23 protein-coding genes and 2 riboswitches are annotated in these 26924 nt (G+C 37.5%); of the genes, 12 read left to right on the forward strand and 11 right to left on the reverse strand.

Translation table 11 applies throughout. The features are described 5' to 3' along the window. Positions 1-114 precede the first annotated feature (114 nt). Positions 115-1173, forward strand: a complete 1059-nt coding sequence (locus tag O7776_RS01215; RefSeq protein WP_274308843.1) for a nitric oxide synthase oxygenase — start codon at positions 115-117, stop codon at positions 1171-1173. Between the two features lie 72 nt (positions 1174-1245). On the opposite strand, the gene O7776_RS01220 is transcribed toward O7776_RS01215, so the two are convergent. Both O7776_RS01220 and O7776_RS01225 read right to left on the reverse strand, forming a co-directional pair. Next, positions 1246-1800, reverse strand: coding sequence for a restriction endonuclease (locus O7776_RS01220; protein WP_274308844.1), 555 nt, complete (start codon positions 1798-1800; stop codon positions 1246-1248). 62 nt (positions 1801-1862) lie between these two features. Further along, entirely contained in the window at positions 1863-3062 is a 1200-nt protein-coding gene (locus O7776_RS01225; RefSeq protein WP_274308845.1) for a CynX/NimT family MFS transporter, read from the reverse strand. Between the two features lie 156 nt (positions 3063-3218). Beyond that, positions 3219-3400: riboswitch (Lysine riboswitch) on the forward strand. Between the two features lie 122 nt (positions 3401-3522). Between O7776_RS01225 and O7776_RS01230 the strand changes: the two genes are divergently transcribed. The 6 genes from O7776_RS01230 to O7776_RS01255 all read left to right on the forward strand — a co-directional run bounded on the left by O7776_RS01230 (position 3523) and on the right by O7776_RS01255 (position 9603). Further along, positions 3523-4980: an amino acid permease gene (locus O7776_RS01230; RefSeq protein ID WP_274308846.1), complete on the forward strand. Its 1458-nt coding sequence runs from the start codon at positions 3523-3525 to the stop codon at positions 4978-4980. Positions 4981-5106: 126 nt separating this feature from the next. Beyond that, positions 5107-5658, forward strand: coding sequence for an HD domain-containing protein (locus O7776_RS01235; RefSeq protein WP_274308847.1), 552 nt, complete (start codon positions 5107-5109; stop codon positions 5656-5658). A 16-nt stretch (positions 5659-5674) separates the two neighbouring features. Continuing rightward, on the forward strand, positions 5675-6355 hold the full coding sequence (locus O7776_RS01240; RefSeq protein ID WP_274308848.1) for an RNA 2'-phosphotransferase: 681 nt from the start codon (positions 5675-5677) through the stop codon (positions 6353-6355). A 135-nt stretch (positions 6356-6490) separates the two neighbouring features. Next, positions 6491-6591: riboswitch (purine riboswitch) on the forward strand. 149 nt (positions 6592-6740) lie between these two features. Then, entirely contained in the window at positions 6741-7313 is a 573-nt protein-coding gene (locus O7776_RS01245; protein WP_274308849.1) for a xanthine phosphoribosyltransferase, read from the forward strand. A gap of 87 nt (positions 7314-7400) precedes the next feature. Further along, entirely contained in the window at positions 7401-8711 is a 1311-nt protein-coding gene (locus O7776_RS01250) for a nucleobase:cation symporter-2 family protein (RefSeq protein WP_274308850.1), read from the forward strand. Positions 8712-8841: 130 nt separating this feature from the next. Further along, positions 8842-9603: a prepilin peptidase gene (locus tag O7776_RS01255; RefSeq protein ID WP_274308851.1), complete on the forward strand. Its 762-nt coding sequence runs from the start codon at positions 8842-8844 to the stop codon at positions 9601-9603. 40 nt (positions 9604-9643) lie between these two features. Here the strand turns inward: O7776_RS01255 and O7776_RS01260 are convergent, their stop codons facing one another. After that, complete coding sequence (locus tag O7776_RS01260) at positions 9644-9859, reverse strand: hypothetical protein (protein ID WP_274308852.1); 216 nt, start codon at positions 9857-9859, stop codon at positions 9644-9646. 421 nt (positions 9860-10280) lie between these two features. On the opposite strand from O7776_RS01260, the gene O7776_RS01265 reads away from it, so the two are divergent. Then, a complete protein-coding gene (locus O7776_RS01265; protein ID WP_274308853.1) occupies positions 10281-11465 on the forward strand; it encodes a GGDEF domain-containing protein in 1185 nt (394 codons plus the stop codon). Between the two features lie 117 nt (positions 11466-11582). Here the strand turns inward: O7776_RS01265 and fumC are convergent, their stop codons facing one another. The 8 genes from fumC to O7776_RS01305 form a co-directional block, all read right to left on the reverse strand. Then, entirely contained in the window at positions 11583-12974 is a 1392-nt protein-coding gene (gene fumC / locus O7776_RS01270) for a class II fumarate hydratase (protein ID WP_274308854.1), read from the reverse strand. A 357-nt stretch (positions 12975-13331) separates the two neighbouring features. Then, a complete protein-coding gene (locus O7776_RS01275) occupies positions 13332-13643 on the reverse strand; it encodes a hypothetical protein (protein WP_274308855.1) in 312 nt (103 codons plus the stop codon). A 106-nt stretch (positions 13644-13749) separates the two neighbouring features. Further along, complete coding sequence (locus O7776_RS01280) at positions 13750-14307, reverse strand: SLOG family protein (protein WP_274308856.1); 558 nt, start codon at positions 14305-14307, stop codon at positions 13750-13752. A gap of 196 nt (positions 14308-14503) precedes the next feature. Then, positions 14504-15667 carry an MFS transporter gene (locus tag O7776_RS01285; RefSeq protein ID WP_274308858.1) on the reverse strand — a complete coding sequence of 388 codons (1164 nt, stop codon included), beginning with the start codon at positions 15665-15667 and terminating at the stop codon, positions 14504-14506. Between the two features lie 117 nt (positions 15668-15784). Beyond that, positions 15785-16618 (reverse strand): MerR family transcriptional regulator, encoded by an 834-nt coding sequence (locus tag O7776_RS01290; protein ID WP_274308859.1) that lies wholly within the window; start codon positions 16616-16618, stop codon positions 15785-15787. Between the two features lie 185 nt (positions 16619-16803). Then, complete coding sequence (locus tag O7776_RS01295; RefSeq protein WP_274308860.1) at positions 16804-17988, reverse strand: YbfB/YjiJ family MFS transporter; 1185 nt, start codon at positions 17986-17988, stop codon at positions 16804-16806. Positions 17989-18092: 104 nt separating this feature from the next. Then, the gene (locus tag O7776_RS01300) at positions 18093-18527 is read right to left on the reverse strand and encodes a DUF2269 family protein (protein WP_274308861.1); all 435 of its coding nucleotides are present in this window, start codon (positions 18525-18527) and stop codon (positions 18093-18095) included. A gap of 91 nt (positions 18528-18618) precedes the next feature. Beyond that, the gene (locus O7776_RS01305) at positions 18619-19884 is read right to left on the reverse strand and encodes an L-lactate MFS transporter (RefSeq protein ID WP_274308862.1); all 1266 of its coding nucleotides are present in this window, start codon (positions 19882-19884) and stop codon (positions 18619-18621) included. Between the two features lie 816 nt (positions 19885-20700). On the opposite strand from O7776_RS01305, the gene O7776_RS01310 reads away from it, so the two are divergent. The 4 genes from O7776_RS01310 to O7776_RS01325 all read left to right on the forward strand — a co-directional run bounded on the left by O7776_RS01310 (position 20701) and on the right by O7776_RS01325 (position 26885). Then, positions 20701-21312 carry a flavin reductase family protein gene (locus tag O7776_RS01310; protein WP_274308863.1) on the forward strand — a complete coding sequence of 204 codons (612 nt, stop codon included), beginning with the start codon at positions 20701-20703 and terminating at the stop codon, positions 21310-21312. 17 nt (positions 21313-21329) lie between these two features. Further along, positions 21330-22442 carry a mandelate racemase/muconate lactonizing enzyme family protein gene (locus O7776_RS01315; protein ID WP_274308864.1) on the forward strand — a complete coding sequence of 371 codons (1113 nt, stop codon included), beginning with the start codon at positions 21330-21332 and terminating at the stop codon, positions 22440-22442. Continuing rightward, positions 22443-23123 carry a GNAT family N-acetyltransferase gene (locus tag O7776_RS01320; RefSeq protein ID WP_274308865.1) on the forward strand — a complete coding sequence of 227 codons (681 nt, stop codon included), beginning with the start codon at positions 22443-22445 and terminating at the stop codon, positions 23121-23123. 630 nt (positions 23124-23753) lie between these two features. Next, entirely contained in the window at positions 23754-26885 is a 3132-nt protein-coding gene (locus O7776_RS01325; protein ID WP_274308866.1) for an AfsR/SARP family transcriptional regulator, read from the forward strand. Positions 26886-26924: the final 39 nt, after the last annotated feature.

Raw genomic sequence — 26924 nt, forward strand, 5'->3', positions numbered from 1 at the left:
GAATGAATTTGAACACTTTTAGTCATGTATGAAAAATACATGTTTTAATTGCAAGCGTGTGCACTTGAGTTTCGCTAAAAAACAAGCCACAATAAGGTTTGAGGAGGCGTGACAATGACATTAGCGCTTACAGAACAACTTCAACAACGTATTGAATTTTTAACTTTATATAAACAAGAAACAAAGCAATCAGACACTTGGCTAAAACAGCGGATACAGCAGGCACAAGAACGGGATTTTTCATTAACAACCGATGAGCTCACATATGGTGCACGTGTTGCCTGGCGCAATAGCAATAAATGCATTGGCCGTTTATTTTGGAACAGTTTAACGGTGTTTGACCGCCGTGAATTACTAGAGCCTCAACAAATTTTTGAAGCACTAGTAACGCATATTGACTTCGCAACAAATGGCGGCAAAATCCGACCAGCGATTTCGGTGTTTGATCCGACGCGGGTGCGTATTTGGAATCATCAGCTTATTCGTTATGCGGGCTATGAAACGGAAGTAGGCATTATTGGTGATTCGGATTCACTCGATTTTACGAAAGTTTGCGAACAACTGGGCTGGCATGGGGAACGTACAAATTATGATGTACTACCACTTGTTATTCAAGTAGATGATAGTGTGCCGCAAGTTTTTGAAATTCCGAAAGAAGCTTTACTAGAAGTAACTATTACGCATCCTGATTATGATTTTAGTCAGCTGAACATGCAGTGGTATGCGGTTCCAATTATTTCGAACATGCGCTTTAACATTGCGGGTGTGGATTATCAGGCTGCACCATTTAACGGCTGGTACATGGGCACGGAAATCGGCGCACGTAATTTAGCAGATGATTACCGGTATAATTTTTTGCCGGATGTAGCACTAGTAATGGGGCTAGATACATCACGAAATGCATCATTATGGAAAGACCGCGCGTTAGTGGAACTCAATTTAGCGGTGCTCCATTCCTATAAACAAGCAGGAGTCAGTATTGTCGACCACCACACAGCCGCGCAGCAGTTCTTACTATTCCAACAGCAAGAACAGGAAAGTGAACGTGAAGTTACTGGTAACTGGGTATGGCTTGTGCCACCATTATCGCCTGCAACAACATCGATTTATCATCAACCAATCGACAACACATTAAAAAAACCAAATTATTTGTATCAAACACAGCCTTATTAAAAGAAGTCAGTGCAAAAAAAATGCACTGACTTCTTTTTTCATAAGGTTTTATAATAAACAATTTGAGCTGAGTTACTTTTTATTTAAGATTAATTGAATCAATTCTTCTCGATCGATTAAATATACATCGTTAATGTCTGCCAATTTTTCGGCTTGCTTAGTGAAGTGGGAGTTTGTAACAACCCAAGCTTCTGTTGCGTCGTACATTTTGACTGCACCGATAATTTCTTGTACAGCTTTCACACCAACAGTGCTTGAATAACGCTTTGCTTGTACTGCAATGATGTCATTACCATCTTTTAAAATCAAGTCTGCCCCATAATCACCACTTGTAGCGGTATAGTTCACTTTAAAGCCGCGACGTTTAAATAATTCCCCTAAAAAATATTCAAAGTTTTCACCGCTCATTTGGTCAACTTCCCGAATCCCTGATTTGCGAAGCTTGGCGGTTTTACGAGATTTGGCCCAAATTTTAAACCCAATATATAGCACGAAATAGCAAGCAATTCCATAACCTATACCTTCTAACGTGTTACTAAAATGCCAGCCAGCATATCCAGCGAGCGCAATGGGCATAAGCCGGAAAATGGGTATGCGCTTTTTATTTCGTCTTCTTTTTTTACGCAATGCAATTGTACTCCTTTAATTTACTTACGTTTAGTATAACATAAAAGGGTACATACGTTTGGTTATATGGTACGATTTTTTGCGCTTGTAAAGGAAGCAATAAATAATAGCAACGATGCCAGAACAAATAGCGCGAGCGGCACAAACCAACTATCCGTAACGTCGTGAACAAATCCAAATAACACTGGACCAATAGCCGCGACTAAATAGCCAAAACTTTGTGCAAAACCTGATAACTCGGCTGCTTCAAAGGCGGTATTAGTCCGCAGTGTAAACAGCATAAGTACAAGACCGAAAGAAGCACCACCTGCAAAGCCTAAGAAAATCATCCATACGACTGCAAGGCTTGTCCATTCGAATAATAGCCCACTAAAACCGATGAGGTAGCAAATTGTAAAGAAGACGACAATCGGACGTTGCGATTTCATTTTCTCTGCGATAATTGGAATAATGAATGTCATCGGAATTTGTGAAAACTGCATGATCGATACCATCCAACCAGCCGATGTCGCGTCTAAGCCCTGGCTAATAAATATTTCCGGAATCCATGCCGCACAACAGTAAAATATAAATGATTGAAAGCCCATCGCTACAGCAATTGCCCAAGCGAGTGGTTGTTGCCACATTTTTTTCTGCACAGTTTGTTCGGAAGGGGTGTGCATTTCTACTTTGGCATTACGTAAAAGCGGTAGCCAAATGATAAGTGTTAGTAACCCTAAAATAATGGAAAAGCTAAGGGCAATTTGCCAGCCAGCAGACTGAGCAATCGGAAAGCTTATTCCAGCCGCAATACCTGATGACATATTCATCGACACCGTATAAATACCGGTTAATAATCCAATATGTAATGGGAATTTTAATTTAAAATAACTCGGAATCAGTACATTACCAAAGGCAATTGCTACGCCAATTAATATTGTACCGAGTACGAGCAGTGACGTTACGCCAATCGAACGTAAAATAACGCCAGTACACAATAAAATTACCGAATAAAATAGTGTCCACTCCATGCCAAATTTTCGTGCAATACGCGGTGCAAATGGTGACACAACAGCAAAGGCTAATAGTGGAATCGTCGTTAGAAAGCCTGCTAGTACATTTGAAATTCCGAGTCCATCACGGATAAATGAGGTAATCGGACCAACAACAGTAATCGGTGCTCGTAATGTCGTTGCGAATAAAAAAATGGCGATTATAAAAAATAATAAAGCCTTGTTTGATAGTATTTTTTTGCTTTGATAATCTGCTTGTTCGGAATCCATAATCTAGCTCCTTCTTTAAATAATTTATATTATAACAACATATAACGTAAGGGTTAATTCTCTGAAAAATAAGAAAAATACTAATTCGTTGCGATCAAATAGTTGTTATGATAGACTATAAGTCGTTATTAAATTTAATAGATATACCTCATGAAAAAGTGAGGTAGAGGTCGCGACCATTATAATTAGTATAGCTGAGATTGAGGAGAATCGGTGAAGCTTTATGAAAGGAATGGTTGCCGAAGTGTTGTTTTTCTTCTTAAAAACAATGCTGGGGCTGTTTCCGATAAGGAACAGAACTGTCACATGTGTCGCGCATGTGTTGAGCTATCTTTCAAGTTTTGAGGTTTATAAAAGCCGTCACATAACTTGTGGCGGCTTTTCTTTTTATAAAAAAATCTAGAGTCGGTTTATTCGAGCCATAATAAATCGAAGGAAAACTAAATAAGGAGATTTTTTCATGAGTGAAGTTAAAATAGATCAGCTTGGCAAAAAAAATGAGCTGAAACGTAGTTTAAAAAGTCGTCATATTACAATGATTTCGCTAGGCGGAACAATCGGTACGGGGCTGTTTTTAGCTTCAGGTGGCGCAATTGCGCAAGCAGGTCCAGGTGGTGCGTTGCTAGCTTACGCATTAATCGGGATTATGGTGTACTTCTTAATGACATCACTAGGGGAGATGGCAGCATTCATGCCAACTTCAGGATCATTTAGTACGTACGCAACAAAATTCGTCGATCCGGCGTTAGGCTTTGCACTAGGCTGGAATTATTGGTACAACTGGGCAATTACGATTGCAGCTGAAATCGCAGCCGTTTCATTAATTATGAAATATTGGTTCCCAGATAGTTCATCATTAACATGGACAATATTATTTATCGTTGTCGTATTAACGTTTAACGTCTTATCCGTAAAAGCATACGGCGAGGCAGAATATTGGTTTGCGATGATTAAGGTTGTAACGGTTATTATTTTCATCATTGTCAGCTTCTTAATGATTTTCGGTCTATTAGGAGGAAATGATCCGGTAGGTTTCAAAAACTTCTTTGAAGGCGACGCACCGTTTAACGGCGGCTTCCTTGCAATGTTCGGTATTTTCTTAGCAGCAGGATTTAGCTTCCAAGGAACAGAAATGCTAGGAGTTACGGCTGGTGAAACAGATGATCCAGCAAAAAACATTCCAAAGGCAGTACGTTCAGTGTTCTGGCGTATTCTATTGTTCTACATTTTCGCCATTGGTGCGATTGGTTTATTAATTCCATATACGGATACACGTTTATTATCAGAAGATATTGCGACAAGTCCATTTACATTAGTATTTGAAAACCTAGGTGTCGCATTTGCAGCATCCGTGATGAACGCGATTATTTTAACAGCGATGCTTTCTGCTGGTAACTCGGGGTTATATGCAGCGAGTCGTATGTTATTCCAATTATCGGTTGATGGTAAAGCGCCTAAAATATTCCAAAAAGTAAATACGCGCGGTGTGCCAATTTATGCATTACTTGCAACATTAGCAGTAGGCTGTCTATCATTCTTAGCTTCATTCTTCGGGGATGGCGTTGTCTACATTTGGCTATTAAACGCTTCAGGTATGTCTGGCTTCATTGCTTGGTTAGGGATTGCAATTAGTCATTACCGTTTCCGTCGCGCATATGTCGCACAAGGCAATTCATTAAGCGATTTACCGTACGTATCGAAATTTTTCCCATTCGGTCCGCTATTCGCGTTCGCACTTTGTTTGATTGTCGTATTAGGTCAAAACTATATGGCATTTACAGGTGATACGATTGACTGGTACGGTGTCATTGTTTCGTATATTGGCTTACCATTATTCGCGTTATTGTGGTTAGGCTATAAAGTAAAATATAAAACGAAAATCGTGCCGTTAGATCAGTGTGATTTAACGCATAAATAAATCTAAAAGAAATCTCTTAACGGAGGTTTCTTTTTTTATTGAAATCTTTGAATGTTTTTACATTTAGTCACATAAAATTCTAAATGAAGATATTGGTAATGCTATAATAAAGGAGGGGGAGCTAATATGAATTTAGTAGACAAAGCAACACAATTTATTGCACTAAAATATGATGGGCAACGACGTACAGCCATGCAAATTCCGTATGTGACCCATTTATTTGGGGTAGCCCGAATGTTAAAAAACAATGGTTATCGTGATATTGTAGTTACAGCAGGGTTGTTACATGATATTCTAGAAGATAATTTAGCAAGTGATGCTGAATTAATCGAGCTTTTTGGTTCAGAGGTGCTAGAACTTGTAAAGGCAACTACCGAAATGTCAAAAAGCTATACATGGCAAACCCGTAAAGAATATGTAATAGCAACAATAAAAGATAAATCACCTGACGAGTTAGCGATTTTATTGGCAGAAAAAATACAGAATGTGAAATCTATTTTTGCAGAGTTAGAGCAATTTGGAGAAGGCCTATGGGAGAACTTCAATGCGCCAAAAGAGCGGCAAGAATGGTATTATAGAAGTATTATTAAACAAGTTGAAACCTACCATCCGAATGCGCTACTACTACCACAATTACAGCAAGCGGTAGATAAGCTATTCGTGAAGGTTGCTTATTAAGGAAGTGAAGAGACGGATGCCTATTTCAGTGGGGTTTTATAAAAAAATTTATCAATGGTTGATGGATGCACAAGGGCAAACGGTGAAGTTTAGACCCTTTTTAACAAAGGGCAATCCTTATAAATCACGCATTTTTTTAGTAAGTGCAAATGCAGTACCTCAGTTTCATGTAGAGGATGATGGTGAAAAGATCTTTGCAGAAGCCCTTATTAATCGTGCGTATTTAGAGGGTGAATATTTAGATGAACTAAAGTTAGCGCCGCGTGAATTTCAAGGTTCATTGCAATTTGAAGCTTGGCTAGAAAAACTTGGCGAATCGCTTATATATACGGCATTAAATGCGTATCAGTTAGATACACTTGATGATGCAAAGTGGGCAAAGCAAGAGGATATTGAAAATTATACTCGCGGTGAAGAAATATTCCATGAAGTATTAGAAGAATTTCAACCTGAGATTTTGATTTTACAAGGTACGACAGCGTTTAACCAATTCAAAAAGCAATTTGCTGAAAACCTTGTCATTTATAATCCAGCGATTACGAAAGTCCAGTTATTAGAAGAAGCTGGCCCATTTGCAGAAATGCATTTTGCGAGTGGTAAAAAGATGCTTGTGTTTGTTACACGAAGCATGAGCTACTTTGGACAAGACAGTGAGAAGTTTAAAAAGTTTAAAGAAAACTTAATAAAAATACTATGAATATACGCAAAAACCGAACATTAATATTCCAAAAACCGTATTTTTTATCAAATTTCCGAAAAATATGAATAATATTATTATTTAAAGGTTCTTGCAATTCGGTTTTCCCATGATTATAATTGGAACATTCATAAACTTAAATTTCATAACTTTACTCATATAATAGCAAGGATAGGCTTGCAAGTTTCTACCGATTTACCGTAAATAAATCGACTATGGGTAAGGCAGGTTTAACTAATGTATTTGTCCAATTATTTTCTAATATTTGAACCGTCATTCGTTATTACTTTTGAATCTACTCGAAAGTTCTTGCTTTACTCATTGATTGAGAAAGCAGGACTTTCGGGTTTTTTATTTGAGTTAAAATAAGGAGGAGCTCTTTAACATGGAACTGTTAAGAGAAAAAATTGAAAAAGAAGGCCAAGTACTTTCTGACACTGTATTAAAGGTAGACTCGTTTTTAAATCACCAAATTGACCCAATGCTAATGAAGGAAGTCGGCGAAGAGTTCGCAAATCGATTTTCAGACCAAGTTATCACAAAGGTGTTAACAATTGAATCTTCTGGTATTGCACCAGCTACGTTTTTAGGTTTAACAATTGGAGCACCAGTTGTATTCGCGCGTAAACGTAAATCATTAACACTAACAGATAACTTATACACTTCAAGCGTGCATTCATTCACTAAAAACGAAACGAATGAAATTTCGGTTTCGAAAAAGTTTTTATCAGCTGATGATAATGTTGTTATTATTGACGACTTTTTAGCAAACGGTGAAGCATTAAAAGGTCTAATGGATATTGTTAACCAAGCTGGCGCAACAGTCGTTGGTGCCGGAATTGTTATCGAAAAAGGCTTCCAACCAGGCGGTCAACTGATGCGCGACCAAGGCTTACGTATCGAATCATTAGCGAACATTAAATCATTAGCTAACGGTAAAGTTGAATTTTTTGATTAAGAAGTTTTGTATAAAAAAAAGTAAAATAGTTCAAGCGTGTTTTTAACTCAACATAGGGTACACATAAATTGGAGGAAAACTTTTTTTATGAATAACACAAAAGCAACGATGCTCGGAATTCAGCATCTATTAGCAATGTATGCAGGTGCCATTTTAGTACCATTAATTATCGGTGGTGCACTCGGTTTTGACTCTGCACAAATGACGTATTTAGTCGCAATTGATATTTTCATGTGTGGTGTTGCAACACTGCTACAAGTTTGGAAAGGTAAATTTATTGGGATTGGTTTACCGGTAGTATTAGGCTGTACGTTTACAGCTGTTAGCCCAATTATCGCCATCGGTACAGGTGGTAGCTTAGGTGATGTATATGGTGCGATTATCGCATCAGGTTTAATTGTTGTATTAATCGGTGGTTTATTTGGTAAATTAATTCCGTTTTTCCCACCAGTAGTAACGGGTTCGGTTGTAACAATTATCGGGATTAGCTTAATTCCAGTTGCGATTAACAATATGGGTGGCGGTCAAGGTGCACCTGATTTCGCATCTGGCTCTAATGTAGCATTAGCAATGATTACTTTAGTCATTATTTTAGTTGTTTACCGCTTCTCAGTAGGCTTCATTCGCGCAATTTCAATTTTACTTGGACTAATTGCTGGTACGATTATTGGTATCTTTATGGATAAGGTAGATTTCACACCAGTGGCTGATGCATCTTGGTTACACATGATGCAGCCATTCTACTTAGCAACACCAACATTTAGCGCTTCAGCGATTTTAACGATGACGTTAGTAGCGATGGTATCATTAGTAGAATCAACAGGTGTTTACTATGCGTTAAGTGATATTTGTAAAAAAGATTTAACTTCAAAGGATTTAGCAAAAGGGTACCGTGCTGAAGGGTTAGCTTCGATTATCGGTGGTATTTTCAACGCCTTCCCTTACACAACGTTCTCGCAAAACGTTGGTCTTCTCCAAATGTCTGGCGTGCGTGACCGCAAAGTGATTTACATTACAGGTGGGATGCTAGTTGCTTTAGGTTTCTTACCAAAATTAGCAGCCATTACAACAATCATTCCAACACCAGTACTTGGTGCGGCAATGTTAGCGATGTTCGGTATGGTAGTTACACAAGGTGTGAAAATGTTAGCACCAGAAATCGCAAAATCAATGGAAAATGCAATGGTAGCAGCACTTGCAGTTGGCTTAGGTGTCGGCGTAGCAAGCGTGCCAGGTGTATTTGCTAACGTAACACAGGGTATGCCTTCATGGTTATCGGAAGTCATTACAGTGATTACATCAAATGGTATCGTAGCAGGTGCGTTAACAGCAATCGTATTAAATATCTTATTTAACATGATTGGTCCTAAACGCCAAGATCCGATGCATGTAGAATAAAAACGAATCGTCTATTTAAACGGTGAAAATCGTCTAAATAGGCGATTTTTTTCGTTCAAAAATCCAGTTTGCTCAAGGGAGAAGGAATGGTTTTCTTAGGAGGCGAATGATAGGGAAAGGAGGTGGTGAGGTGGAGATGCTAATGGTATTTTTTATGGGTATTATTGGTGCAATTTTAGGCTCGTTTTTTAATGTTGTCGGATTGCGTATACCGGAAAAGGAATCGATTATTGCACCACCATCTAATTGTCCTAGCTGTGCGCATACGTTAAGTATTATTGATTTAATACCGGTGTTGTCTTATGGATTATTGCGCGGGAAATGTCGAGTTTGCGGTGTACGTATTTCGCCAATTTATCCGCTTGTCGAAGCAGCAACTGCGTTATTATTTGCTTTTGCGACATGGGAAATCGGATTGAAGTGGGAGTTATTAGTGGTACTATTGTTTATCTCATTACTAATGATTATTACCGTTTCAGATATCGCTTATATGCTCATTCCTGATAAAGTGTTGCTGTTCTTCTTGCCATTTTTTATAGTAGGACGAATATTGTCACCGTTAACGCCTTGGTGGGATAGTGTATTAGGTGCTACAATTGGCTTCTCACTCTTACTGTTCATTGCCGTTGTGTCGAAGGGTGGTATGGGTGGGGGAGATATTAAGCTGTTTTTGTTAATAGGTATTGTATTAGGGACGGTTAACACGTTATTAACACTGTTTTTAGCCGCGCTATTCGGCATTGTTTTTGGTGGGATCATGCACATTCATCGTAAACAGGGACGCAAAACGCCAATACCATTTGGACCAGCCATTGTTGTCGCTGCACTTGTTGTTTATTTTTACGGTGCGCAACTGATCCAAATTTACATAAAGCTATTTTTCAAGCTGTAAAAGCTTTTTGGGTACGTTTCTTACAGAGTATAGCCTGTCATTAATAATCACGAATAACTTGCTCGAGCGGATGATGCGCTAACAATTCCTTCGTCGCCATTTCTACCGCTTGTTCTTCTGAATCAGCCAAAATTAAAATTCGGTACTTATCAAAATCCTTGTAATACGCATCAGCCTCAATAATCGGAGAATCGGTTTCATTAGGGATTGTCACCACAATTTCATAACCATTTTCAATGAATTCAATTTTCTTCATAAAAACACACCCCTTCTATAAAAAAAGTATTTACCATTTGGCAAATGTTTATTAAACATTTGCTGGGAAAATATAAGCGGCAATTATTCAGAGTAAAAGTAGGTTTGGTCACCGTCATTAGTTAAAATGTACCTACGTATAGTATGCATATCACATTAAGTATACGGATAATCGTACGAAATTAGCGAAATCTATCATGCAAAAGAATTAGTGATTTTAGAGGCAATTTTAGAAAAATATATTGGGATTTTTAATGAGTTTCCTCGATATACTCCAATTTATTGGTTCGAAATAATATCGTAGAAAGTGTAATGATTTTCATCATATTTGAAGTATTCTTCTAAGTGAGTTGTATATAGAGTTCATTATCTTTGATATAATCATAATAATTGGAAATTTGCTTATAAGGGGGTGGCTAATTATGAATTTATTTTTGGATATGAAAACAATTATTCTATTACTTGGTATAGGCTACTTAATTACTTTAATTCTTATTGGTGCTTATGGGCATAATCATACAAAGGGTTTAACAGTTAGAACTTTTTTTTTAGCAAAATGCTTCCAGACCATAGCATGGTTTTGTATGATTTTTCGAGGAGATGTTCCCGACTTTCTATCCATCTCTTTTGCTAATTCGTTACTATTTATTGGAGCATCCTTAGAAGTTATAGCATTATTGTCTCTTCAAAATGCTTTCCGTCTAACGACCAAGATGATGATATATCTCGGTTTGACTCTACTCAGCATTATCGGTTTTCAACTCATTGTTCACTTTTCTAACCAGGAAAATCTACGGATTGCATATTTCTCCTTTGCTATCGTGGTAATCTTAATTCCCGTATATCGTATGGCTCTGGGGAAAACTTCCACGATACTTATGAGAATCATTGGTAGTCTATATCTCCTTGTTACCGCAGCTTTTTTAATCAGAGGAGTAACCGCTTTACTTTCAACTTCAGTTTCGACAAGCTTCTATAATCCTGGATTTTACCAATTGATTTCCTTACTAACTATTTATCTAGTTACGAATTTAGGCAATTTAGGTTTTATCCTGTTAATCAAGGAAAAAGCAGACCACGAGTTAATCCGTTTAGCTTGTTATGATGATTTAACAGGCACGTTGAACCGTAGAACCTTTACAGAAAAGGCGAATAAGTATCTTACTGTGTATTCTAAAAAAGGACAACCTCTATCCTATTTGCTTTTTGATATAGACAACTTTAAAACAATTAACGACACTTATGGGCATCACGTTGGTGACCAAGTACTGCAAGACTTGACTACACGAATTATGCTGCATTTGGGCAAAGAAGATTTGTTCGTACGTTATGGCGGTGATGAATTTGGAATACTAATCCCTGGTAAAGATGAAACCGATTCAAATGAGATTGCCGAGCAAATACTGCAGACACTTAATGGAGCTATCAGCCAAAGTCTTCCGGTGACATATACTATTAGTTTGGGTGTTCTCACCGTATATCCAGATAAGTACATGCAATTAGAAACACTATACACTACTTGCGACAAAGCCCTTTACAACGCAAAAAATAACGGCCGAAATGGTATTTTTCGAGGTCATATAGACATACATAATGCTGTTTCATAACTGGAAATTTGAACTTTAAAACCACCTAAAACATCGTCAAATCAACGTTCTAGGTGGTCTAATTTTATAAAACGCACCAAAGAGTCATTCCTTGGCACGCTCGTATCTAACTATTTCTTACTCTGCATTTGGGTAAATCATCGTTGCTGGGTCTACGTATTGATCGTATTGTTCTTCAGTTAATAAACCTGAAGCTAAAGCCGCTTCTTTTAATGTTGTTCCATCTTTGTGTGCTGTTTTCGCGATTTTTGCTGCGTTTTCGTAACCGATGTATGGATTTAATGCAGTAACAAGCATTAAAGAATTTTTTAAATTATTATCGAGTACTTCTGAATTTGGTTCAATACCAACTGCGCAGTTATCGTTGAAGCTTTGCATCGTATCTGCCAGTAAGCGAGCTGATTGTAAGAAGTTATAAATAATGACAGGTTTGAATACGTTTAATTCAAAGTTTCCTTGGGACGCAGCAAATCCGATTGCTGCATCATTTCCGAACACTTGGCAAGCGACCATTGTCATCGCCTCTGATTGCGTTGGATTCACTTTACCTGGCATGATGGATGAACCTGGCTCGTTTTCTGGGATGGTAATTTCGCCGATACCAGAACGTGGACCACTTGCTAACCAACGAACGTCATTTGCGATTTTCATTAAGTCAGCCGCTAACGCTTTTAACGCACCATGTGCAGTCGTTACTTCATCATGCGAAGTTAATGCGTGGAATTTGTTTTCAGCAGTAATGAAATTTTTCGCTGTATAAGTGGCGATTTCTTCAGCAACCATTGCACCGAATTTCGGGTGCGCGTTAATGCCTGTACCAACAGCTGTACCACCGATTGCTAATTCTTTCATGAAGTCGCTCGTTACCTGAATCATTTTTTCAGATTTCACAAGCATATGCGTCCATCCTGAAATTTCTTGACCTAACGTAAGTGGTGTCGCATCTTGTAAATGCGTACGACCGATTTTAATGATGTCTTTAAACGCTTCTTGCTTTTGTTGTAACGTTGCCTTTAATACGTTTAGTTTAGGTAATACTAAATCTTCTACCGCAATAACAGCCGCCACGTGAAGGGCAGTAGGGAATGTATCGTTTGAGCTTTGTGACATGTTGACATCATCGTTTGGATGTACCTTTTCTTCCGAGCCTTGCTCAGTTAAAAGTTGGTTAGCTCGGAATGACAGTACTTCGTTTACGTTCATGTTCGATTGTGTACCTGAACCAGTTTGCCAAACGACAAGAGGAAATTGATCATCGAGCTTACCTGCTAATACTTCATCAGCTGCCGTAACGATGGCCTTTGTTTTAACATCTGATAATTTGCCTAGTTTGTTGTTAGCGAGTGCACAAGAGCGCTTTAATATCGCAAAAGCATGAATAATTTCAATTGGCATTTTTTCTGTGCCAATTTTAAAATTTTCTAAACTGCGTTGTGTTTGTGCTTTCCAAAGCTTGTCTGCGGGTACTTTAATTTCACCCATTGTGTCTTTTTCAATACGATATTCCATTTTCAACAACTCCTTTTATATAGGTATGCCCAATATGTAGCTATGAAAAAATGGCAAATCTTGTGAGGAGATTTGCCACTTTTTCAGGAGAAAAGAATATGCTTCTTTTCGAAATATGAGTAAAGTAATTAATGAGTTTTCGAACCAGAACTGGGGGGAACGGTCTCGAAAGTTTGTTAACAACTAAGATGTCTTCCTTACAATGATAATGATAATCCTTATCAATTAGAAAGTCAACATTATTATTGAATTTTTTTAAAAAAGTTTTTAACATTAAACAACGTCTACCGTATCGAATTGTTATCGATGCATTAGACGTTGTTTAGACGAATATTCACGTAATTTGTCTCCTCATAATTAAATGATTTTCACATAAAAGTCGCGACCATTAGTTAATTCTAAAATCTCAGTTCCTTTTTTGCGTTTATAGTAGTCTGAAATAATAGTTGCTAGACCGCTATAGCCGTTTAAAAACGTCCCTTGTTTAATTTCCTTTGCAATGTTGTGGAACTCGAAGTATGCGATTACATCTTCGCTCATGCTGTTTAAAATATTCTCTATATCTAATAAAGGAATATGCACACCGCGTGTATAGCGACATTCGCGTTTGTACGTGTGGTGTTGAATGTTTACTGGTGTAGTTTCTGTAATCATCGTCATTTGATTCATAGAGTGTCCCCCTTAGATTGTATATATTTCTAAAAAAATTATACCAAAAAATGAAAAAATTAATTAGAAAATTATATTAATTTAGAATTTTGATAAAAATAATACTTTACCAATCTTCTCCGCGTTGCAAATCTTCAGCAACCATTTGCAAATCGTAGGCATTTATGATGAAAAGCTCGTAATCTTCGTGGATTTCTTGATACTTTTGCACAAGGCGATGCACGTATTTTGGGGAGCCTTCGTTTTCTTCATCGTATACGAGTAGGGTAGCATCGGTATTATCAATGATGAATTTATCCTTTTCGATAAATTGCCAAGGAGCTTCATAAGGACGCTTTGTCACGCTAGTCGTAAAATCGGCCTCACTTATTATATGCATGTAAGTTGCTTGTTTATGCTCATTCCAATTTTTTTCTTGCTCTAAAAATGGAGTAATAATAGAGTATTTGAGTTCGGGGTATTCTTTTTTTAATTCAATTACTACTTGAGCAGCCCATGTTTCAACACCTTGTTGGCCGCTAATGACGATCCATTCTAGCTCTTCCTCTAAAAAAAGGCGAAGTTGATTTTCAATAGCGGTTTTAATAATCACAACACCTGGATGCTTGTCATTGAAAATACCAAGCTCATGTGGTCGATAGCCTGTAATATAAAGTGATTTCATGTATATCCCTCCGAAAAAGTGAAAAGGGCTGTGCTGAAGTGTATCAGTACAACCCTGTTATGATGATAGTAAGAATTTCTTTTTTTCCTCGAGCTTATCCCGTATTAAGGGACAGTAAGACGCCCATTTCAAGCTGACAAATGAAAGCTAATGCTCGGTGGGAATGAGGAATACCCCCACCGATTAAAGTTTCACATTATCTGTACGAAGCAGGTTTTTTCCAAATAAGTGTTAATAAAATACCAAATACTAATACAACTGTAGCAAAGTAATATGGGTAGTTAATATCAATATCAAATAGGATTCCACCTAAAATGGGTCCGAAAATATTGGCAAGACTTGTAAACATGGAGTTCATACCACCAACAAAACCTTGCTCGTTGCCAGCAATTTTCGATAAATAACTCGTTACAGCTGGTCGGAATAAGTCAAAGCCAACAAATACGAAGCATGTTACGAGTAAGATTGCGAAATAAGAACTTACTGCCGTCATTAAAAATACTAAAATCGCAGATAAAATTAATGTATAACGAATGAGTTTAATTTCGCCCCATTTTTGTGCTAAACGGTCAAATAATGCAACTTGCGCAATCGCACCGAAAATGGCACTGCCTGTAATAATAATCGCGATATCCGTTGGTGTGAAGCCGAATTTATGGTCAACGAATAAGCTGAAGAATGATTCAAACGCCGCTAAGCCGAATGATGCGACGAAAATTAAAATGAAGGCAATGAAGTACATTGGTGCAAAAATTCGCTTAAAGCCTGACTTTTGGTCTGGTGCACTTTCAACATTTTCCGCATTACGCTGTGGTTCTCTCAGTAAAATAAATGACAAAATGGCAGCTGTTGTACCAAGTGCCCCTGCAAAATAGAATGGCACACGTGTACCAAAATCCGCTAAGAAGCCACCAATACCAGGTCCGATAATGAAGCCCGTACTAATTGCTGCACTCATATAACCAAGAGCTTTTGGTCGTGTTTCCATTGTCGTAATATCTGCAATAAACGCAGTAACGGCAGGCATAATAAATGCCGCACTAATCCCACCAAGAATACGAGAAATAAATAATACCTCAATCGTTTTCCCTAAACCGAATAAAAATTCCGAAAAACCGAAAATGAATAACCCTAAGACGATCATAATTTTTCGACCATATTTATCAACCGCTTTACCAGCAAGTGGTGAAACGATTAGCTGTGCAATCGCAAATGCAGCTGTTAAATAACCAACTGTTGTGCCGTTAATGCCTAACTCATTCATTAACGTTGGAAGTACTGGAATGACTAATCCGATCCCTAAAAAGGCGATGAATAAGTTTAAAAGCAGTAATCCTAACGTTACTTTGATTTCTTTCATAGCTGTTTTCTCCTTACTTATGTTGCTAGAAATTTCGTGTTTAACCCGCACTTTCTAACATAAACCCTATAGTTACTATAGAGTCAATGAAACAGCATTAAATTATTGTAAAAATTGTTAGGCAAGCTGTACCTTTAATTCAACGATAAATTTGTCCTCTTCATTTGGTGAATAATTAAGTGGCATAAAAATTTCATAGACGGTAGGCATAATTTGTAACTGCTCGCTCTCAATATAATTGTAGAGCTTGTCATATTGTGTTAAATACGCCTCACGCGTAAAGATAAAGGCGATACATACATAACGACCAGCTGGAATCATCTGTACATCCATATCGCTTGTTAAATGTGTAATATACCGATCTGTAAGCAGTGGCGTAAAAATATGGCTATAAAATAACGTATCTACATCATGGTACTGCTTATACGGATAAATACAGCCGTAACGACTACTTAAAAAGCTGTTTTCGGTTTCTAACGTCTTAATTAGAGAACTATAGTACACATTTGGTATATCAGAAACCGTGAGTCCCTTCGTTTGGATGGTTAATATACGCGAAGTTTCCTCAAATTTAATGTACACGGTATCCAATACATCGATCTCGAGCTGTTCTTGCATTTGTTTTTTCGTTTTATAGAGCGTTTGCTGAATCTCATGTAGGCGGCTCATGCGCTGTTCTATTACTTGTTCCTGCCGCTGTAAAAATGCAAGCAATTCATCAGGTGTAAACTGTTGTGCTGCTTTAATTTCATCTAGTGAGACGCCTATATATTTCAGTGATTTAATGATATCTAAATAGTAAATTTGAGAATCTTTATAATAGCGATAATTAGTTTCCGCATCGACATAAGATGGCTTAAATAAATCGATTTGGTCGTAATAGCGTAGTGTCTGAATCGAAATATTTGTCAGCTTGGCAACTTCACCGATTGAATAGTAGTTTTCTTCCATAATGTATGTACCCTCCAGTAATCGACGTAGTGTATAGCTCCACTATAGTCTTAACTTGATTCAGTGGGGGGTGAACCCCCACTGAATCAAGTTAAGCCCCGGCGGATGTCACAGATTTTTTAGAGGAGTTTTTCAAGTGAACTTGAAAACAATCTGGACGCAATTACGCCGAAGCGCAATTGATTTTAATTGTACAACTCTTGCGCTATCGGTACAGACTTTTTCTTACTATAATAATAGCCAATAATTAAAATAATAAGGGCAACGGTTACAGTTCCACCTGCAAAAAGTAACGGAGCCTTAAAGGTTACATAATACGTTTCAAGTCGGCCTGCAATGACAGGTCCAACAATTTGACCGAGTGCGTAAAATGTCGTTAACATCGATACTACGTAACCGCTTTGCTGAGGGTAAAGCTGACGTGCATAGCCAGTGGACATTGTGACAAGCCCAACGAATGTAAAGCCGTATAAAAATGCCGATAAAAGTACACTCCAAGCAGTTTGCGACAATACAGGCAGTAAAATACCGATAATTTGCATTGCATAGGCAAGTGCCATCATTGAAATGGTCGAAAAGCGCGACATTAAGTGCATCCAAACTGGAGCGGATGGGATAGCCGCAATACCAACAACAACCCAACTATAGCCCGCAAAGCTACGTAACGCCTCAATATTGTAAATGATATCGACTAAAAACGTCCCTGTAATGATGTAGCCAAGTCCCTCTAAACCATAAGCGATAATGAGCCACGGCATAAAGCCATACCAAATGGATGTTTGCTCACCTTTAGGAAGGGATGCTTGGTTTGGCACAGTCAAACGTCGCCATAAAAATACCGTTGTCACCAAAAAGATTGCTGATATCATACCAAGCCCGATCCATGAGCCTTGCCACTGGACACGTGCTTCAAAAAACGGTACAAGTAAACCAGAAAGCGCAATCCCAAAGCCAATACCACTAAATACATAACCACTCCAACGTGTCAGTAAGTGTGTAGCTAAATAATCCATTACAATGCTAGATGTCAAAACAAAAATAAAGCCGCTTGTGAGCCCCATAATTAATCGTAATACAATCCAAATTATGTAAGAATCAATGAACCCCATTAAAATAATTGATGTTACATTGATTACTACATTTAATAGTAGAAAATTCTTTTTAGCGCGGTAAATAAAGGCAGCTCCAAGTGCCCCGATAAAGTAACCTACATAATTACTCGATGCAAGCCAGCCACCTTGTGCAAATGATAAATTTTCATCTATGCGCATAAATGGCAACAAAGGTGTAAGAGCAAATCGGCTAATGCCCATCGCCACCACCAAAAACAAAATTCCGCCAACAATGACCCCCATATGTTGTCGATTCATGAAAATTCCCCCTTATCAAACAATCCTCTTTAACGAATTATAGCATTATTGAATTTGGTAATAATAGAAAGATTTAATGTATAAAAGAGAAAAAACCTAACTTTTCACCAAAAGTTAGGTTTCGATGTCATAAGCCAAATGAAAAAGCACATGAGTGCGATATATTTCCATGTTGCCACTTTGACCATATGAATATATGTATCTTTTGAAAAGTCGGCACTTTTTGCAAAGTTCCTTGCGGGTTTAAATGCGCTTGCCATAAAATAAAGAGATGCCGTCATCGCAATATAAGTCACGATTAACCACGAACTTCCCCATGACCAACCACTAAAATGAATGAGCATCAGTCCTGTTGGTACGACATAATGCCCACCGTGTGCAACAGCACGCAAAATACCTTGTAAGGCATTTACATAGCTCAATGCTTCAGCTTCAGGTGCTTTTTTCATGCGACTTAATAATGGGAAAATCGCAAATAGCGGACCGGTTGCAACGACCGCACTTACGACGTGTACAAATAATAGGAGTTTGTAAAGCAAATTCATCCCTCACTAAACAATAATTACAGTTAGTGTAACACGAATGAAAAAGGCAAGCTACGTCCCCTTAACGTAGCTTGTCTCTAAACCCTTATGAATGTGCAGGTTTGCTTTCTCCCACTTGTTGTGTTTGTTCTTTTGCACGCTGTTTTTTCATTTTGTTAACATCAGAACGTAGTAATAATGAAATACCGAATGAAATAGCGATTAAAACACTGAATACATAAAACACTGGTTCGTAGCTATTCGCTGCTTCATGAATCGTTGATACAATAATTGGACCAAAAATCCCGCCTAATGACCAAGTAGTTAGTAAGTACCCGTGGATAACACCAAGTTGTTTTGTACCAAATAAATCTGACGCAAAGGCTGGTAAGTTTGAGAATCCACCACCATAGCAACTAACAACTAAGAAAATAAATAGTTGGAATAATAGAACGTTTGTTGTGAATGGTAATGTAATGAACGCGATTAACTGAATGACAAAGAAGATAACAAATACATTTTGACGCCCAAAATAATCTGAAGCTGCCGCCCAAATTAAGCGACCACCACCGTTAAATAAGCCCATTAACCCAACCATTGTTGCCGCAGCTGCGACTGAAAGGCCTACGATTTCTTGTGCCATTGGTGAGGCAACTGAAATCATCATTAAACCAGAAGTTACATTAATTAAATGCATTGACCAAAGCATCCAAAACTGCTTTGTTTTTACTGCTTCACGAGCTGACATTTGCGCGATTTCTGTTGTTTTTACTTTACCTGAAGCAGTTGCTTCTTCTACATCACCCGGTTTTGGTGGGGCAATATATAAGGCACCTAGCATCATTAAAGTGAAGTAGCTAATCCCCAATACAAAATAGGTATTGGAAATACCAATAGAAGCCATTAAGCTAACAGCAACCGGTGCAGTAATTAACGAACCTGAACCAAATCCTAGAACAGCCATCCCTGTCGCTAAACCGCGACGATTTGGGAACCATTTTACGAGCGTTGATACTGGAGAAATATAACCAATCCCCATCCCGAGACCGCTTAATAATCCGTATGTTAGCCAATAAAGGACAACAGAGTCTGAAAGAATGGCAACTCCAGCACCAGCTTGACCAAGTCCGAATAAAACAGCCGCAACCATGGCAGCTTTGCGAGGCCCTAATTTTTCTACGATCCCACCAAATAATGCCGCGGAAAATCCGGCTAACCCCATCATGATTGTGAAAGCAATTGTAATTTGTGAAGCATCCCATCCAAGCTCTGTAGCAATTGGATTTTTATACACACTGTATGCATATGCTCCACCGATTGATAAATGAATAGAAATTGCTGATGCAGCAATCAACCAGCGATTCTTTTTCATGGAATTCCCCCTAATGCGTTTTATTTATCGTTTTGTACGATAATTTCTACCTGAAGTAGTTGTGTCGAAATGATGACTTTCCATGGCAATAACTTAACATCATTTTATTATGTTAGGCAAGTGAAATTTGAAAAATAAATTATGTCGAAAAAACATAAATATCTTTTTTGGAGAGTAAAAATTGTACTTTACGTTGTAGGTATTACGGGTTTTCCTTATGGATAAACCCTTTGTTTTCAACGTTTCTGAACATTTTTCGATAAAATAAAAATCGAGGATAAGAGTTTTTGAAATAATAATAAAAAATATAAAAAAATAAATTAAATTGTACTTAAATAATTAAAATAGCTTAGTTTTACTTATAAATTCTAAAATAACAACAAAAAAACTGCATGTTTAAATACTATTGTTTTAATAATATAACAGTTACTAATACACATAAAAATGAATGCTGAATATTATTATGCATTGGTAAATCAACGTTTTTAACGATAATCCACAAAAAAATAGCCATAGAAAATGAAATGTTTTTTTAAAAGGTGAAACTGTTTATAACAGTTTGATAAAAAGAGTATTTTTGAAGTTTCGATAAATAAATTTACTTTTTGTAGAAATTATTTTGTAGTTAGAAACAGTTGAATTGGTTGATTTTTGGGATTTTTAACTGGATTTAAATTGGTTTTTTAATGTAAACAACACTGGATTTATCTATTGAATAAATATGCTTTCGAGAAAAAGGAGGAAAAAAGAAAAAAATTGACGTTTGTTAGTCAGTTCTCTAAAGTCAAAATAGTAATAAGAAATGAGGTTGGTAAGATGAAACAATTAGATCCGAAACAACTAACAGAACGTGAAAATTATAAATTTTTGATTGGCTCGATTATTCCAAGACCAATTGCCTTCATAACATCAATGTCAGAAGGTGGCATAGTGAATGCTGCGCCATTTAGTTTTTTTAATATTGTATCGTCAAATCCCCCGATGATTTCGGTGAGTATTCAGCGAAAAGCTGGACAAATGAAGGACACAGCACGCAATATCAAACAAAACGGTCAATTTGTAGTGCATATTGTTGATCCAGACAATGTTGAGCAAGTGAATGAAACGGCTGCAAATATGCCCCCACATGAAAGTGAAGTGGAGCGCGCACAATTTACATTAGTGGAAAGTACAAAAATTGCCGTACCAGGTGTAAAAGAATCGAAAGTTCGCTTTGAATGTGAGCTAGAAACGGTATTAGAGCTTGGTGGCGACGAAAATAATGCCGGCTGTGACCTTATCATCGGCAAAGTATTGTACTATCATATAGAAGATGCCATTTACGAGGACGGAAAAATTGATCCTGAGGCATTAGCGGCGATTAGCCGTTTGGCGGGCAATGACTATGCAAAAATCGGAGAGCAATTCACGATTGAGCGCCCACAGTAATTATAGGAGGCAACACCATGTTAAAAATCCAATCAATTGAACTTTTTAATATCGAATTACCATTAATAGAGCCATTTATCGTTAGTTACGGCACCTATCCAAATATGCCGTCAATTATTGTGAAAATGACGACAGAATGTGGCTTAGTTGGATGGGGCGAGGCAGTTCCAGACGAACATGTAACAGGTGAATCATTAGAAGGTACATATGCAGTATTAAAGCATACGTTAGCGCCTGCTATGATCGGTGAAAACCCGATGAATTTTGAGCAAATTCATGCCAAAATGGATGCCTTAATTTATAGTGCTCCAGCAGCAAAGGCAGCAATTGATATTGCATGCTTTGATGTAGTCGGTAAAAAGCTAGGCGTACCGGCATATCAATTAACAGGCGGACGTTATCACGAAAAATTCCCAATTACGCACGTATTAAGTATTGGTACACCTGAAAAAATGGCTGATGAAGCAGCTGAACGTGTAAAAATGGGCTACAACTCATTTAAAATGAAGGTTGGCCGTGATGTGGCAAGTGATGTTGCACGTATTCAAGCAGTACGCGCGCAAGTGGGAGATGCAATTGCAATTCGTGTCGACGTGAACCAAGGTTGGGTGAATAGTTCGACAACAATGCAGGCGGTGCGTGAGCTAGAAAAATTAAATATTGACTGGCTAGAACAACCAGTGCGCGCTGATGACATTGACGGCATGGTTGAAATTAAAGCAAAAACATCCATTCCAGTAATGATTGATGAAGGCTTACGAGGCGTACGTGAAATGCGAGAAATTATCGCCAAACGTGCAGCCGATAAAGTTAACATTAAGCTAATGAAATGTGGTGGCATTTATCCAGCCATGAAATTAGCTCATATGGCAGAAATGGCTGGTATGGAATGTCAAATCGGTTCGATGGTTGAATCGTCAGTCGGCTCCGCTGCTGGTTTCCATGTGGCATTTTCGAATAAATCATTCACAAGTGTGGAGTTAACCGGACCATTAAAATTCTCAAAAGATATCGGGAATCTTCATTATGATGTGCCGTTTATCGAGTTAACTGAGCGTCCAGGTCTGGGTGTCGATGTTGATGAAGCGATTTTAGCCGAATTAACGCGTGAGCAATATGTGGTGCAGTAAATGATTGCTACAGGATATTTAGTGCAAGCTGTATATGAAGTCCATGTATTAACGGAAGCACATATTCCGCAATTGATGAAGCTGCAATTCGAAGTGGTGGATGCGCTTGAAAATAAGGCCATCTTGCAGCCGCTTGATGTAGGCGAGTTAGGCTTTATTTTACGTGGTAATGGTGTAATGATTGGGGTATTTGTCGAAGGGAAATTAATCGCATTCCGTGCCTTACTTCAGCCTGAACTGGATGACGAGCATTTAGGCTATGATATTGGCTTAACGACAGAAGCCGAGTTAAAAAAGGTGCTGTATCAGGAAATTTCGAATGTTCACCCAGATTATCGAGGGTTTGGTTTACAACGAACGATGGCGGATGTCATTATGCAGCAAATCGATTTATCGAAATTTACAGTTGTTTGTGCAACCGTGATGCCGGGCAATATTGCGAGCTTAAAGGATAAATTTTCGCAAGGGATGCATGTAGCAGCCTTGAAATATAAATACGGTGGGAAATTACGCTATGTGTTTATGAAGGATTTAGTGGGCAAGGAAAATGCTCTATGGCAAGAAGAAAAGTTCGTCGCGATGGATGAAACAGAAGAGCAACAACAATTATTAAAAGCAGGATTTGTTGGGCGAACAATGAAAAAAGATGGCGACAGCTGGCTTGTTCAATACGTGAAATAATAAAGGATGTGGCGAGATTTATTTTTTCGCCACATCCTTTATCGATTTACTAGACCTCATGTCGTGTGTTTGCTCCTTAAATATCGTTGTCATCAAAGCTGTCTAAATCGAAGAAATCGTCGTTGTCTTCGAATAAGTAAGATACATCATTTTCATCCGTTGTTAAGTATGTGTAGTTTGTCATATCATATCAGCTCCTTTTAATAACTATACAATAGTCAGAAAATTAAGTAAAGTCAAAAATCGTAAAGATTTTTTTGAATGATGGTTCATGAAAACGTTTTACATAAACGTTTTATCCTATTGGTTACGGTTACATTTTGCATAAAAAAATATTTAATAAAGCGTTTTCATACATATTTTCATACATAAATTGAGTGGAACAAAGTAGCTTTTCGCCACATAAATAGAAGAAATTATCGCCTTCGATAAATTATTCGGGTGACATTGCATATATATTTACTGGCTATACAAAATCATGATGAAAGAAAAAGCGTGCTGATGAAGGTGATTACGTAGAAAAAATACTGGGTGAAATTTCTATTAAAGTAAAATTATCTAATAATATGAAATAATATTCTGTTTTGTGTTAAGATATTGTTCAATAAATGAAATGTAGGGGATGGTCGCATGGAGCAACATGTTTTTGTATCTAAGTTAATTCCTCCAACACCAACTAATTACTATTTAAGAAAAGCAAATTTAATGAAGAAACTTACAGGTTGGCATCAAGCGAAATGTACAATTTTGCATAGTAGCGCAGGTTACGGAAAAACATCACTTATTAGCCAGTTTATCCAAGATAGCAATACATCCTGTGCGTGGTATCAAATTACTTCGGATGATGATTCGATTTTCCCTTTTTTAAGGCACTTTATTTATAGTGTTCAACAAAATTTCCCGTCATTTGGAGAAAATTTAAAAGGATGGGATTTGAACATAAAATTTCATAATGTAGAAGAATTACTTCAGCTTTCAAAACAACTAGTAAACGAGTTTCATAAAATTACAATACCGTTCATTATGGTGTTAGACGATTATCATCATGTATCGCATGTTTTTTCTATTAATTATGTAATGAATCAGTTGCTTCAATATTTACCACGGCAACATCATTTAATAGTGGCCTCGCGTAAAATGCCTGAATGGAGTTGCTTACTTCATTTAAGAATGAACAATCAGCTCATTGAGTGCTTTGAGCATGAATTTGTATTTTCCGAAGATGATGTGCAATTTTTATTCGAGACTTATTTTGAACGCAAGGTCTCGGACAAAGAATGTGAATTTGTTATGCAAATGACTGAGGGCTGGGCGATGGCGGTTATGTTACTTGCATATCAAGCAAAATATAGTCCTCAAAAATTAGTAGATATTGCACAAGGGAACGTTGTGAATTTTTTTGCTTATTTATCAGCAGAAGTATTTGAAAAATTGGATGAACAATTTCAGCAGGACTTGTTGAAAGTAGGCATTCATCAAGTAATCTCGCTAGAAGAATTGACCGAGTTATATGGGGCTGATTGGGTAAAGGGCTTGCAGGATAATCTGAAAAATTTAGCCTTTGTCATTCCATTAGCAGGTGGTACAAAGTATCGCTTCCATGCATTATTCCAGCATTTTTTACAGCAAAGATTACAAGAACATGCTCCGGCACTTTTTGAGCAATATCATGAAGAAGCTGCAAATTATTATGCAAGTCATCAGCAAGGAATACAAGCCGTTTCACATGCTGCCCAACTTAAAAATAAAACGTATTATGCAACACACTTATTACAGTTTTCGCAACAGTTTATTGAAGCAGGACAATTTGATTATTTACTTGATCGGTTAAAAGATTTGTCCCAGGATGAAAAAAACTATCAATTGCTGTTTTATGAAGGTGAGAGCCAGCGTTACCGAGCGCAATATGAAAAGGCGAAAAATGCCTATATGGAGTGCTTCCACAAAGCACAGTCTGAGCAGGATCTATTATATATGATGCGTGCCCAGTTTGGCTTAGCCAATATTTATTTGGATACATTACAGCCAGTTTTTGCTGAACACCACTTACAGCAAACAATCGAATTATTAATGCAAGTAGACGTAAGTGAGGAAGAAAGTCAGCAAATTAACAGCTATTATACGGAAAACTTGATTAATTTAGGGCGGGCAGGAGAAGCACAACGATGGAGTAATGGGCAAAATTTGAAGTTGAGCTTAAATAATATTGATGCGCGCATGTACTTACGTCAGGGGCAACTGGAACAAGCAAAGGAAATTTTACAACAACGTGTAGTGAAGCAATTTCGCTGGGAAGAGGCACATCGAACAACGGATTTATTGCTTGTACTCATTGATGTTTTAATGGGCGAAAATGAGCAAGCCTATGCCCGTATTATTGAAAGTGAGAAGGAACAATTAGTTGATATGCCATTCACACTTGCGATAATAAAGCTGAGAAAAGGTCTCGCGCTATTAAATATGGATGTGAAAGATTTGACCTTAGCAAAGCAGTGTTTAGACGAAACATTAGAATTAATGGGGCAAATTCACGTGAAGCGTGTAAAAGCAGAATGCTATATGGGTCTTGTATTATTTCATAGAGACAATGTAAATGAAGCGAAACGTTATGCCCAAATGGGTTTGAGAGAAACAGAAAAAGTGCAGGATTACTGGATGTCAGCGCTACTACTAACAGCTTTAACGAAAGTTTTAGTAGAAAACGAGCATTATGAAGAGGCGATTGAGACTGCGAAACAAGCACTTGCTTATTATACATGCAGCGAAGACAGCTATGGCCAAATGATTTGTTCGTTTTGGTTAGCTGTTTGTAATGAACAATTAGGTCGACGAACACAGGCAATTCAGGATTATGAAGTGTATTGGAATCTTTGCTCGGAAAAGTATCCTTACTTTATTAAAAGGCGCACTTTATTTGGTCCACAAAGGTCCTTGTTATTTATACGATTAGCGCAACGTCTAGAAAAGCAACATGAGCTTTTTGTAATGATGGCAGCAGAAAACGTTCCCAATACGCAACTACATTTAACGTTATTTGGACCCGTATCGATTCAACGAGAGCAACAGGTGGTTCATGATAAAGAATGGAAAAGAATGAAAGCAAAAGAATTGTTTTTATATCTGTACAGTTGTCGGGACCAATTTGTTACCAAACAACAGTTATGCGAAGTGATTTGGAATTATGATGAAGAAGCAATGGTAAGGGACTTTAAAGTAGTCTATAATGCTATGTTAAAAACACTAGAGCCAAATCGCTCAGCTCGCGAAGAAAGTCATTTTATTATTCGACGACAGCATCTTTACAAGCTAGATACGGCTTGGATTCAAAGTGACGTAGCATTATTTGAGTACTATATGCAAAAAGGGTTTGACGAGTCCATACCTAAAATTTCGAATGAATGGTTAAAGCTAGCGATACGCTTTGTTGACTCTCCATTTTGCTCAGATATTGATCGGGATTGGGTGAACACTTTACGGGTTTATTACGAAGAGCAAGCAATAAAAGTAATGGAACGTTTAGCTCAAAACTATGTAAGATTACAAAGTTTTACAGATGTAATTTACTATGCGAATCGAATGCGAACAATTGATGATGGCTATGAAGAAGCATATCGTTTACTGATTTTAGCTCATTATTATCTAGGGAATCGAAGAGAAGCGTTAAAAATTTATGACGAATGCGTAAAAGTATTAGATGAACAATATGAGCTACCTCCAATGGAAACGACCGAGCAACTATATGACCTTATTTTAAAAATGTAAGAAGCATCCCTTAAGTTACTTAAACTTAAGGGATGTTTT

Source organism: Solibacillus daqui (genome assembly GCF_028747805.1).
GTDB lineage: Bacteria > Bacillota > Bacilli > Bacillales_A > Planococcaceae > Solibacillus > Solibacillus daqui.